Genomic DNA, 790 nt, shown 5'->3' on the forward strand with positions numbered 1-790 from the left:
GATGCCACAATTATGGTTGGTGTTGATGAGGAGGCTGCGTAATGCAAAAGCTAATTTCATGGATTGACGAGCGTTTACCGGTCGTCAATGCTTTTGAAAAGCATATGAGTAAATATTATGCGCCAAAGAATTTTAATGTTTTTTACTTCTTCGGCGTATTGTCGTTTGTTGTTTTAGCTAACCAGCTTTTAACTGGCATTTGGCTAACAATGAGTTATAACCCTTCAGCAGAGGGTGCATTTGCGTCTATTGAATACATCATGCGTGATGTTGAATATGGTTGGTTGTTACGATATCTGCATTCAACAGGTGCTTCGGCATTTTTTGTTGTTGTTTATATGCATATGTTCAGAGGTCTGCTGTACGGTTCGTACAAAAAGCCGCGTGAGTTGGTCTGGATCTTTGGTATGACTATTTACCTAGCTCTTATGGCCGAAGCATTTATGGGCTACTTATTACCTTGGGGACAGATGTCTTACTGGGGTGCTCAGGTAATTGTTAACCTCTTTGGTGCAATTCCATACATCGGTGAAGGGTTGGCTTTGTGGATTCGTGGTGACTACCTGATTTCAGGCATTACCTTAAACCGTTTCTTTGCTCTTCACGTTGTTGCGTTACCAATCGTTATTCTTGCGTTGGTTGTGTTGCATATTCTCGCGCTTCATGAAGTTGGTTCTAATAACCCGGATGGTATCGATATTAAGAAAGACAAAGATGAAAACGGTATCCCAAAAGATGGTATTCCTTTCCATCCTTTCTACACAGTGCACGATATGGTCGGTATTGTTGT

The 790-nt window shown here is 41.1% G+C and carries 1 protein-coding gene; it reads left to right on the forward strand.

The window, feature by feature from the left end; genetic code table 11:
• Positions 1–41: 41 nt before the first annotated feature.
• Positions 42–790 (forward strand): cytochrome bc complex cytochrome b subunit (locus tag A3762_RS23755; RefSeq protein ID WP_197469546.1); only part of this gene is annotated, 749 nt, incomplete at its 3' end.

Source organism: Oleiphilus sp. HI0125 (assembly GCF_001635355.1).